At 41.7% G+C, this 11,368-nt stretch carries 13 protein-coding genes and 1 pseudogene; 4 read left to right on the forward strand and 10 right to left on the reverse strand.

Annotated features, from left to right (window positions below):
- The first annotated feature begins 73 nt into the window (after positions 1-73).
- Together MKS89_RS17120 and MKS89_RS17125 are read left to right on the forward strand one after the other, a co-directional pair.
- Positions 74-316, forward strand: coding sequence for a type II toxin-antitoxin system ParD family antitoxin (locus MKS89_RS17120; protein WP_072954743.1), 243 nt, complete (start codon positions 74-76; stop codon positions 314-316).
- Entirely contained in the window at positions 313-612 is a 300-nt protein-coding gene (locus MKS89_RS17125) for a type II toxin-antitoxin system RelE/ParE family toxin (RefSeq protein WP_072954745.1), read from the forward strand. The genes MKS89_RS17120 and MKS89_RS17125 overlap by 4 nt, the downstream gene beginning before the upstream one ends.
- A 33-nt stretch (positions 613-645) precedes the next feature.
- Here MKS89_RS17125 and MKS89_RS17130 read toward each other — a convergent pair whose 3' ends face one another.
- Positions 646-957: a putative quinol monooxygenase gene (locus MKS89_RS17130; protein ID WP_072954747.1), complete on the reverse strand. Its 312-nt coding sequence runs from the start codon at positions 955-957 to the stop codon at positions 646-648.
- Positions 958-1,093: 136 nt separating this feature from the next.
- Between MKS89_RS17130 and MKS89_RS17135 the strand changes: the two are divergent.
- Positions 1,094-1,297 (forward strand): annotated as a pseudogene (locus MKS89_RS17135) (IS110 family transposase); the annotation flags it as partial.
- A gap of 363 nt (positions 1,298-1,660) precedes the next feature.
- Here MKS89_RS17135 and MKS89_RS17140 read toward each other — a convergent pair.
- A complete protein-coding gene (locus tag MKS89_RS17140) occupies positions 1,661-2,263 on the reverse strand; it encodes a nitroreductase family protein (protein ID WP_072954750.1) in 603 nt (200 codons plus the stop codon).
- Positions 2,264-2,407: 144 nt separating this feature from the next.
- Between MKS89_RS17140 and MKS89_RS17145 the strand changes: the two genes are divergently transcribed.
- Positions 2,408-3,298 carry a LysR family transcriptional regulator gene (locus MKS89_RS17145; protein ID WP_072954753.1) on the forward strand — a complete coding sequence of 297 codons (891 nt, stop codon included), beginning with the start codon at positions 2,408-2,410 and terminating at the stop codon, positions 3,296-3,298.
- A 116-nt stretch (positions 3,299-3,414) separates the two neighbouring features.
- On the opposite strand, the gene MKS89_RS17150 is transcribed toward MKS89_RS17145, so the two are convergent.
- The 8 genes from MKS89_RS17150 to MKS89_RS17185 form a co-directional block, all read right to left on the reverse strand.
- A complete protein-coding gene (locus MKS89_RS17150; protein WP_131814842.1) occupies positions 3,415-3,609 on the reverse strand; it encodes a hypothetical protein in 195 nt (64 codons plus the stop codon).
- A gap of 462 nt (positions 3,610-4,071) precedes the next feature.
- Complete coding sequence (locus MKS89_RS17155) at positions 4,072-5,118, reverse strand: hypothetical protein (protein ID WP_131814844.1); 1,047 nt, start codon at positions 5,116-5,118, stop codon at positions 4,072-4,074.
- Positions 5,119-5,196: 78 nt separating this feature from the next.
- Entirely contained in the window at positions 5,197-6,813 is a 1,617-nt protein-coding gene (locus MKS89_RS17160) for a TIGR04141 family sporadically distributed protein (RefSeq protein WP_072954761.1), read from the reverse strand.
- An 82-nt stretch (positions 6,814-6,895) separates the two neighbouring features.
- Positions 6,896-7,693, reverse strand: coding sequence for an enhanced serine sensitivity protein SseB (sseB, locus tag MKS89_RS17165; RefSeq protein WP_072955105.1), 798 nt, complete (start codon positions 7,691-7,693; stop codon positions 6,896-6,898).
- Between the two features lie 67 nt (positions 7,694-7,760).
- Positions 7,761-8,066, reverse strand: a complete 306-nt coding sequence (locus MKS89_RS17170) for a DUF6804 family protein (RefSeq protein WP_072954763.1) — start codon at positions 8,064-8,066, stop codon at positions 7,761-7,763.
- Entirely contained in the window at positions 8,066-8,347 is a 282-nt protein-coding gene (locus MKS89_RS17175) for a hypothetical protein (RefSeq protein ID WP_072954765.1), read from the reverse strand. Before MKS89_RS17175 ends, MKS89_RS17170 begins: the two co-directional genes overlap by 1 nt.
- Positions 8,348-8,412: 65 nt before the next feature.
- Positions 8,413-10,239 carry an ATP-dependent nuclease gene (locus MKS89_RS17180; protein ID WP_072954768.1) on the reverse strand — a complete coding sequence of 609 codons (1,827 nt, stop codon included), beginning with the start codon at positions 10,237-10,239 and terminating at the stop codon, positions 8,413-8,415.
- Positions 10,240-10,355: 116 nt separating this feature from the next.
- Positions 10,356-10,946 (reverse strand): hypothetical protein, encoded by a 591-nt coding sequence (locus MKS89_RS17185; protein ID WP_072954771.1) that lies wholly within the window; start codon positions 10,944-10,946, stop codon positions 10,356-10,358.
- Between the last annotated feature and the right edge of the window lie 422 nt (positions 10,947-11,368).

Genomic DNA, 11,368 nt, shown 5'->3' on the forward strand with positions numbered 1-11,368 from the left:
TTTTTATGCGCGATTTGCAATACAATTGAAGTGATACCATAATTAGGTATTATTTGGTACTAAGGAGGGCGTTATGGCTAAAAATACCAGCATTACTTTGGGTGAACACTTTGATAGCTTTATTGCTAACCAGATTCAAAGCGGACGCTATGGTTCTGCGAGCGAAGTTATCCGCTCTGCTCTACGCTTACTTGAAACGCAAGAAACGAAAATGAACACCTTACGACAACTACTTGTTGAAGGTGAAGAGAGTGGTTTGGCTGACTATGACCTCAATTCGTTTATCAATGAACTCGATAGCGAAGAGAAAAAATGAAACCATTCCAACTGACCAATAGGGCGAAGTCTGATTTAAAAGACATCGCTCTATTTACCTATCACCGGTGGGGGCGCGAACAGCGAAATGCTTACGTAAAACAATTCGACGAGACCTTTTGGCTATTAGCTGAAAACCCTGATATCGGTAAAAACTGTGATGAAATCAGAAATGGCTACAAAAAGTTTCCTCAAGGCAGCCATGTTATTTTTTATCAACAAATCAGTAGCCAAAATATTCAAATCATCAGAATCTTACATAAAAGTATGGATGTAAATCCTATATTTGGCGCATGATGCCCCAGTCAATTGCACTGGCTTGTTATATATTTATTCGATTACTTTATAGTAATAAGGTTGTCCTGACTCATACATATTCATCAGCTTTTCTGGCAAAAATCCACCTGGTTTGACTGGACCTAAAAGTACTTTTAAATATTCAATATGGGAAGTTAAGTCTTCTTCTGATTCCCATTGCTCATAAAGTACAAATTCCGTTGGTTCTTCAAGGCTTTGATTGAACGAATAAGATATACAACCTTTACGTTTACCTACTGTTTCTGCCGTCAGCATTGACGCCATTTCTAAATATTCGTCAAGCATCTCTTCCTTTACTTTTAATTGCGCTATGATGGTTAACAAATTGATCTCCCTAGCTATGAAAATATATAGAAATAATGACTCCCCACTAAGACTGCTGATCTCCAATCAATCGTGGATTAGCTGAAAGCTAGAGCCATAATAGTTTTGTTAACGAAACTAAAAATTGGAGATCAGTATGACAAAAAATAACATACTTTTCATTGGTCTTGATACCCATAAAGAACTTGTTGAAATCGCCTATATCGAAGACCAACGTGGAGCGCAGCCTGTTCATTATGGGAGAGTTTCTCGTGCGAAAACATCCATCATAAAACTCGCAAGACAATTTCAATCCAAGTATCCCGATGCCACTCTTTATTTCGTTGATGAAGCTGGGCCTTTGCACCTTGTTCCCACGGAGGACCGTGGGAACAAGGGTTGAACCGTGAAAGTGGCCATTATTGCCAGCATCAGGAAGATGGCTGTCATCCTGAATTCAATGCTCAGAGACGAAAGCAAATGGGATGCTATGAGTAAAAATTAATTGTTGACGGCATCGTCTTATGTGGACTCATCCGGCAACACCTTCCTCAAACGGAGAGCATGAGAAATGTAACACAGCGCTAGTGCGACAGAATCGCACTAGCGCTCAATTCTCCTCGACCAAGAAAACGATTCAACAACAAGACACCAGAGGAAACGTACTATGGAATCTAATTATTTCTGTCGCACTTCAAACTTGATACTCAGTGTTATTAATATTTTAAAACTGATCTTTGATAACAATTTCGGAAAGAGGTAGTTGGCCACCGCGAGGGTAGGCTTGAGTCGTTCCTTTGCCAATGGCCAGCATCATCACAATTACGTGATTTTCCGGTAAGCGGATAATTTCACCTACCTTGTCTATATCAAAACCAATCATGGGGCTGGTTTGATAACCCAGGTCTTCGGCGGCGAGCATGATATTTTGTGCCGCCATGGCTCCAGAACGGATGACTTCATCCCGTTGCAGCCATTCTCGATCACGATAGAAGTCTTGTAACATGGTCACCAAAGTTTCTCTCGTTTGCTGGTCCACGTTTGCCCAGTAGCGCTCGGGCGATTCTTGCCAAGACAGAGTATCCCCTGTGACTAGCAACAATGTTGATGCATCGGTCACTTGCGCTTGATCCCATGCGGCGGCTCTGAGTTGCTGACGGATGGCTTGGTCTTGTACATGGACAAAACGCCAATGCTGAATGTTAAAAGAGGTTGGTGCTAATACTGCGGCTTGTAGAATCGTATTTAGATCTTCCTGATTCATCACATAGTTCGGATCGTATTGTTTGATCGAACGACGATGGCGAATAGCTTCAATCGTATTCATTGTGTGCTCCTTGTCATGGTAAGTGGCTATAGGAATTATTTTCTTCTCTTTGCTTCTTTGCGTATATTAAATTTAATGCTGTTCTTGTTTTGCAATAATTGCAAAGATAAAAACGCTATAAATTCCATGTGTAAGGGGATAAAAATGCTGGAAGCCATGGAGCAGTTTGTCAAAGTAATAGAACTGGGGTCATTCAGTGCGGCCGCTTCTGTGTTGGGAAAAACACCAAGTACTCTGACACGCAGATTGGATCAACTAGAGCATGAGTTAGGTGTTAAGTTGCTGGTTCGCTCAACACGCCATCTTGAGTTAACCCCAGATGGTGAGCAGTTTTATAGTCAATGCCAGGGTATCGTTAGTGCCGTGGGACAAGTGAAAGAGAGCTTCCGCAAGCCCAGAGAAGTCGTGGAAGGCATGTTGCAAATTACGACTTTTGATACCTTTGGGCGAGAGATGCTAGCACCGCTGTTGCCTGAATTTCGTCAGCGTTACCCAGATGTGCGAATTGGTCTTAGCTTAGAAAATCGCATGGAAGACCTTTATGAAAGCAATGCAGATTTGGCGGTTCGCTATGGTCGTCCGGAAGACTCTAACTTGATTTATCGCCCCTTGTTGGATATGTCTGCTGTGTTAGTGGCTGGGCCTGATTACCTTGCCAAGCATCCGCCTTTAACTTCGCCTGAAGATTTACGCCAGCATCCATGTTTGGCGTTCTTGCGTCCGCGCCAGTTTACTTGGTGGTATTTCAAAAAAGGCAATGAAACCCGCAAAGTTCGTATTGACCCTGTATTAGCCTCAAAAGGCGGTGCTCCCTTGCTAATCTGGGCTCGTGAAAATCAGGGTATTACCATAGTGAGTCGTGTGTTTGCTGAACACGATTTAAAAGCAGGGCGTTTGGTTGAGCTCTTACCTAGTTGGCAACCTTCTTTGACTGAGCAAGGTGACGCTATGATCTATCTCACATGGAAAGCCAGTAGTGCGAAACGCCCCGTAGTTCGGGCGATGGTGGATTTTTTAGTTGAACGCGTGAGTTAAAATGTTTATCTACACCTGTTCTTCGTCCCTCAAGCACTATCAAAGGCATGAGTTCAGATTCGCATAACGCCAGAATAAGCCACCAATTTAGAGCGGCAGCGGAAAATTGGTCGGCTTCATTCACTGGTTAGGCTTTGTTGTGACTCAATTCTTTGAAGGAATTCGTCAAAGATAGATCGATAATCTTTTTCCTCTATCTCTAAATCAAGCTCGTTGCAAACTGAAAAGACCACATCAGGCAACTTTCCAGAAACATCATAAAGTGCTCCCATAGGTTTTTTCGTGAATTCGAGATGCTCTTTATTTTGCAAGGCTGAAAGCTCAGCAATGCACCTCGTTCCCACGCTTCGCGTGGGAATGCATACCTGACTTAGAAGTGGTACGCAAAGTTCAGCGTTTGTACCACCCCTGGTTATCATCCAGTGCATCATCCGCAATAAGCGATCAGTTTTGGCAGGAAGGCGTATACCCTGAATGAATACAAAGTGATGAAATGATGCATCAGAAGGTTGAATCGATTCACCAAAACCTTGTTAAAATAGGCTAGGTCGATAAAGTGACTCACTGGCGTTATTTCAGTGCTCGTCATCATGAAGGCGAAACAGGACGAATTGATATCTGCCAATCATGGTAATTTTGGACTCGGTATGTATTCCCACGGAGGGCCGTGGGAACAAGGGTTGAGGGCATAGGTTTGGCAGTGTTTTTGCTAGCTTTTTTTAGCAAAAACAATGACGAACCGTTATGCGTCTGATTGATTTTCCTTGTTATATCTATTTTATTTTATCTAATAGAAGCTTAGGGTTGATGCTTATTGCACCCCATTCAATATTTCCAATTTTTATGGCACCATCAAATAAACTTATTTTTTCATCTAGGCAATCCAAAAGCATTAACCTTTCTGATTGCTTTTCAACTTTATTTTGCAAGCTATTGATGGTTTCATTTTTAAGTTCAATAATCGAGTCCTTCAACTGAACTTGACTTTTAAAGCTGTTGATTTGAGCTTGAAGATTTGAAACTACCATTCTCTCATAAGGTGTGGAAGTATGTGCAGGAAGAAACTCTGAATATGGAAGGGCTAGATATAAATGAAACAACCTCTCAACTTCTGAAAGCATTTCTGGTGCATTCTCTGGTGCCACTATTAACTTTGTTTGGCTTCCATTTTGTTCAGAGTGAATATTTGCATTAATACCAATCTCAGAAAGTAACTCACCAAACCATACTAAATACTGAGCGCACACAAATTGGTAGTTAGGTGGAAAATTGAAAATTTTAATCAATACTTGATCTTGTACATTTCTATTTAACTTGAACTCCGTCTGTTCGTAGATATTTGCCGCATGCTCAATAGTTTGATTAATAAGGTCACCAATCAGGTCGTTGCCTTCTACCTCTTTGATAATATGGATATACATTGAACCAAGATCTTCATCGCCCGCTAAACCTACATACCCATTAACGGCTACTTCCTGTGCATAACGTTCACTAAACTGCGTAATTGTAAAAGGTTTAGCCCAATCTATGAAATCTATTGACAGTGTTACATCAATTAATAGTTTGTCGGATTTCAGCTCACGACTTAAATCTACCCATGAAAACCTTGGATCCCCATGGCAATCAGTAGTATATAGTGTGAGTCCTTCTGGAAAATCGTGCGCAGTGACTTGTTTAATTAGAGTTATAACATTAGACGACACGTCTTCAACCAAAAATGGCAGTGGGTCCATTCCGTCTAATACTTTTAATTCTGCTACTATGTTGCCTTGGTCTGACACAACCAGCTTATCATCTTGAATTTTTATACTTTTATCCACTGTACCTCCAATAGATATAACGCTCGGCTTTGCGGCGTGCCGAAGCGAAGCTGAGGCGCGTCCGACAACAGCCATTTGTTAGTTTTTCTTTGGCTTATATTTCTTTGTTTTAAGAACACTATCATCAACATCTATCTTAGCAAGCGCGACATTGTAATTTAGTGCTTTTAAAGTTCTGAGTGCGTTCTTTAAAGTAACCTTTGAAAAGAACGGAAGCTCTTCAGGAATCTTTTTCTTAGTTGCTATTGCATACACAATTGAATAATTTTGTGGATCGGGCCTCGCCTTGGCGTCCGCTAATTTTATTGAAGCCGGTAATTTTGGATTCAACCTCTCTCGATACCAACCGTCCTTAACAAATGCCTCTGCCGCGACGAAGCCCTGCGAAAAAAGATGACTCAGAGTGCTAGAACTTTTATACACCTTGACATGCACAAAGTCTCTTCCATTTCGAATCAAATCACAGTGTTCCAATTTATCATATGGACCACCTATTTTTATGTTCTTTTTATCCATCAGACAAAAACCAGTCTGGGATTTATAAACATGATCATTGTATTCCTCTTCTCGATCATGAGAATAGACAGGAAACTGAAAATCATATTCTTCAAGTTCTTCCAAGTATTCGTCAACCGCTGAGACGAAGTCATTGTTTACCTTGTACCAAACGCCATTCCTTAGAATGTACTGACTGCCATCGAAAGAAATTTCGGCATATAAGCAACGATATACCGACCAACTCTTAACAGACTGATACTCCGAATTGTTCACATGGATAACATCAGACTTCATCCTCTCGACAGATGGCAAATCTCCTCCTAAGTAATCTAAATAGTCTTGAAACAAAAGCACAGCGTGTCGGGGCGAATTAGGGTACATACTAAATGAGTAACCGATCTGGCTTTCCCAATCTACAATTTCTGGCTCTCCTAACCAAAAACTTTCAGCCGCCATTGTTTTGAAGCATTCGTCTAGCTCTAGATCAAGAATCTCGATTTCATCCAAATCCCTTACTCGATTGATATTTTCAACCCAGCTAAACTTACTAGGCAGGGTTGTTTTATACTGAGAGTACGCAGTCTTTAGGATTCTTGGTATATCGTCTAGTGACGCCTCAACTGCGATAGTGAGGGCATCTCTTCCTGTAACGTGGCTGCCAAACTCCTTTACTTGAGACGACCCTGTAATTGCGTACAGCATCTCCATTTCTGAATCAAGATGAAGATTGAATATATCCACATCTCTGGTGCTTTGCGTTCTAGAGTTGAGTGGATTGTGATCATAACTAGCTTTATCTAAGCTTCTAAGCTTATCGGGATCAACAGAATTGAGAGTAACCTTCAGCCCAAAATCCCTTTCAATAGCTTCTGGTTTGAGCAAATGAAAGCCTGTTCCAAAAGATAAAACAAATGTAGCCGTTCCGGTCCGCACGATAAAAACTGAACCAACATTCGAGGAGACCCCAAATAATGAGGCATCGACCGCTTCATTTTCGGTAAACAATTTGGTCCATGGAGGCGGGTTTTTTGGTGGCTGCTTTTTCACATAAAGAACGGCTGCCTCAACCTCTGGAAGGTCGAGCTCTACTGCCTCTTTAGCATTCTCAAGTTTAATCAGGTCCGAGTCGGGCTTGGCACTTTCCCTTGCGAGATAAATTGATAGCTTCTCTTTCCGTGCTTTCTTTTTATTAGCCATACACTCCTCGCACCTAAAAAATTAACGCAGTGCTCTGGGGCAAACCGAAGCGCAGCGTAGGTTTGTCCCTAGCAGCACCTTGCTATGCCTTGCCTACGCCAAACCACGATTTGAGCTTTGAACCCCATTTTTTCTCGTAGAATGGCTTAGTTTGATTTATAAAGTACTGGCTAAGGCCAGAATCATTTTCATTGACCCTATACAGATCAACAGGCTCGCCTTCGGGCGCGGTATCGCCAGCTACAGCGCCAGCCTCTCTCATAACCTTTTCAATATCACCATCTGCCTCTATGCCAACTATTAGATGAGGTTTCTCATCAACAGATGTGTCATGCATGAGTGCCAGATAAGCTTTTTTAACACTGCCATGTTTTGCCAATAGCTGGGTCAATGAGTCAACCATCTTTGAAGGGTAATTAGAAGGTTGCCCCAGTAGTACCTTAGTTTCTTTCTTTACCACTCTCTGGGATGGAGCCTGACTGATACCTATAGATAACAAATGTGCAACTTCTTCAGGAACAAATTCTTTGCCATAGTCGGATTTTGGATTAAGAAATAGCGTAGCTCCTTGCGTCATTTCAAACAAAGAACGTACTGGTAGAGCCAAATATGATTCTTCGCTATTGATTGATTTTTGCAACACTTCTAGCGAAGAAAAGAAAGGAATTACAGGTGAGCCATCTGCTTTTTCCCAATGCTGTATCTGAATTTTACTACCAGCTTCGAGATCCACTTCTCCGTCCGCGCCTGAAACTCCCGTTGTACCAAGTAAAAATACCTGAGAACTTAGTAGAACTTCACAGAATTGTGGTCGATGGGCTGGCTCGTCAGCTGCCAACCTTAGAATTTCTTCTAGTTTATTTTCTTCGGTTATTTCCACGATTCTTCCTTTAGGCATAATGTTTCAAGCAGAGGCGCGCTTTAGCGCGTCCTGCTGCCTTGACTTGTTAAGTTCTTTCATTTGCCGATTTTTTTATTTTTGATTGAACTGTCAATAGCAGAATACCTGCACTAATATCGATTGCTGCCCAAAACTCTTTGGGAAGGTGAATTTTTATTATTGGGTTGAACAGTATTGCGTACACGCCAAATACCCAAGGTAAAACAGTATCTTTCTTTTTATATGCGACTATGACAGCCCATACAAATACCACTGTTGCTACAATTCGAAGCAGCATGTAATAGCCATAGGGCAATGGCGCAGCACCAAGAAAAAGCATGCCCGATGCGATATAGATTACTGCAATTGGCATTATCTGCGACTCTCTAGCGCACCGGAAACAATTGCGATAATTAAAATGACAACAAACGGACCAAAGAACAAACCGCCAGCTTGTAACCAAGACCAATGCCATGCTGTTACAGCACCGAACATACCGACGACTGTGCCAACCAAGGGAATGTAGGCAATAAACAGTGCTAATGGTGCAGCGATTATCCAATGCAGACCTACCCAATCCTCAAGGCCAGCCATTACTGCTGCTAATTGGAAAAGCCCTAAAATGATGTATCCGATGAATACGATTGCTTGCATGATTTCTCCTTGCTCGGGCACTTAACGCCTTGCTCACCGGTAATTTATCCGCGTGCAGCAACTTATTAGCCATTTGCCAGCTGTGAGACAGTTTGAATAATTTCTTCGATTTCATATCTGTCTACGCCATCGTCACCACAATATTTTGATCTTTCTTTAATTTGTTCAGCTGTCATCCTTGGCCAGAACCTTTCCAATACATCATCTTTTCTGACGGTTAATGCTGTTGCGATTTTCTTTTTCGCATCACAGGTATCTGTGTACTCAATGTTGATACCATGAGAAGCTTGAAAAAGCGCAGGGTCTAGATAGTTCTCAGGCTCTCTTTTCTTGGTAAGGAGAGCAATTTTTCCTTGCTTCTTCAGTTCAGAGATCTTCTCCACATTCCTTGGGTTTTGAATTGGATCCCCTAGATCAGAATCCATTAATATTCCCCACTCCAAACCCAGTTGATCAATAAGCTTCTTGGATACCCAGTGCTTTAGATTTCCACAGCCACCTATAGGAATACAAGCTATACCCAGTTCAGACAAGGTGTTTTCAATATCACCATTAATCTTTAATTGCTCAGCGGAATGGTTAACAAATGTCACGTCGCTATGTCCTTCTACTAGGAGAACACCCCGTGATGATGCAATTTCACTTTCAGGAAGTACTCCTAGACTGATTGCTACCTTTTCAAGGACCTCATCTGACCCGCTGGTTATTTTAGGAGTGTTATTTTCGTCTTTTTCGATAAAGCGAATAGACTCTACAGGCAGAAGGCCGGCCAACGCTGGGACATGCGTTGTTAATAAAATTTGGCAGTCAGGTCTGCATGACAAAGCGATTAGTGCTTCAATTAGCATGATTTGATAGCTTGGGTGCTGTGATGTTTCGGGCTCTTCAATAGCGTATATAACCTTAGGAGAGCTCTTTTCCACCCTAACCTTTTCCGCTTCAGCTCTAAAAAAGTTGAGCAAAATAAGTCTTCGAACACCGCTACCACGTTTATTTATCGGAACTCCACCCTCGCCATCTAACGTGAAATTGAAAGTCCACTTTGGTTTATCCTTAAACCTTGGGTGTAATTCCGACGCCAGCGCTGGATCCATTTCTCGTAATTTTTCTTTCGTACGCTCTGCGACCTCCAAAACAGACTGTTCGATTTTTTCTTGCAGCTCGTCTATTTCTTGCTGAAGTGACTTTTTGGCTTGATCTACCGCAACCTGAATTGGGGTTTTTGCCTCAGGATCAGAATCGTTACTCTCTCTATCAGCCTTGAACAAGGCAAATGTAGGCATTTCCGCCTCAATTTTCTTATATATATTTTTTGATTCTTTTTCCAGCGCACTGACATCCAAATCGAAGTCCGTCAGTTGTAAGTTATCAAATTTATTCCAGATAGCAGAACGCCATAAACTTGCAACTCGCTTATCCTGTACCTCTCCATCGATACCTAACTCTTTGCCTCGAGCCTTTAATTCCGCTAGTTTTAAGCTATGTAGATCATTAGTGCTTTCGAGAGAAGGGTGCATGCAGCGAATTAAAATGGCAGGTGCCGATACTGTTTTTTGTACCTTGTACACCTTCGATATTTCGATATCACCATTACTATTTAGCAGGTACTCATTTTTAAAGCTTGTGGGATAATTCTCATCAACAACAACTTCTTCAGACAACTCATCAAAAACACAAGATATTTTGATTTCAGATTCACCAGACTCTACATTTTTATCATCACTATCTATTTTCACAGACTTGTTATTAAAGAAAATCTCGAGTGCCTCAAGTATCGTGGATTTTCCTGCGTCATTTCTTCCAGTGATACCCGTTAATCCATCCTCAAATGATATGGAGGTTTCCTCTTTATAGCCTCTGAAGTTTTTTATCTTTATTTCCTTGAGTTGCATAAATCCTCCTTAAATATGATTGAGTGGCTAACGCCCCGCTAAACGGCGAGCGCTAGCGAGTCCGGTGGAGGCCACGCTTTTTGTGGCCGGAACGAATTTGAGCGGTTTGTTAGGCATTACATTCCACGGCTCAATTCGGCAGCTTGCATAAGTGCATACGTAAGACGATCAGCTAGCGCTTCAAATTCTTTAGCTTGTGCCGGGGTTACGTTTTCATGAGCATGGGCCGCCCGATTTCTCAGAAGTCTAAGCTCTTGATAGGCCGAAACAAGTTGAGGAGGAAAATTAGGATCGTAATCTAAATGACCGAGTATTGTCTGGCCTGATTTAGGAGGTTCAATTCCCCTGCTTTCAAAGTAGTGATTGAGCGTCCACTCCACGTTTCGCCAACTATCTAGGATAGCCGCATTTGGTATCAATTCGATAAGCTCTTTTTGGAGCTCTTCCCGAGACTTAGGCGGTGGAGGTTGTACGGCCTTGACAGGCTTCTTCTCTCTAGGAAGTTTTGCCTCCAAGTCACTTAGAGTTTGGCTGGCCTTTTCTAATTGCTCACCGAAGTCCGCCTCAAAATGCTTAGTTTTAATGCGACGAACATCTTTTATTCGCTCAGCAATAGGCTTTCGAAAAAGAATGGCAACAACGATTACCGCCACTGGCCATGACAGAATTTGCCCAATCAGGTTAGATGTAAATGTGATCCAATCCACTCTTAGTTTATTCTCCGATCTAAGATGCCTAACAGCTTATTATACAGAACCACTCTATGAGAATACTTCTGTATAACTTACCGCCACTCGATGAAAACTCTGTCCTAATCGCATGAAAAAACAGACGAAATACCAGTAAAAAACATCACTACGTCAGAAATTACAGCACAACACTGTCTAACTCACTCACAAATGATTCACTAACATTTTCACCACCATGTACATCTCGGATAAGCTCCATTTGTTCTCGAATAAGCATCGAGATACCCTACATAGCATTGAATAGGTTACAGAAAATCGCCAGAAAAAATTGACACAAACATGACATTTTTTGATGTAGATAGGTTTTGTACAAAATTGCAGCGTTTTGATCCTCAAGGGAAATAATGTTGCTGCGGTGTGATGTGCGATGACTTTCCTGA

This window comes from Vibrio gazogenes, assembly GCF_023920225.1.
Classification (GTDB): Bacteria; Pseudomonadota; Gammaproteobacteria; order Enterobacterales; family Vibrionaceae; genus Vibrio; species Vibrio gazogenes.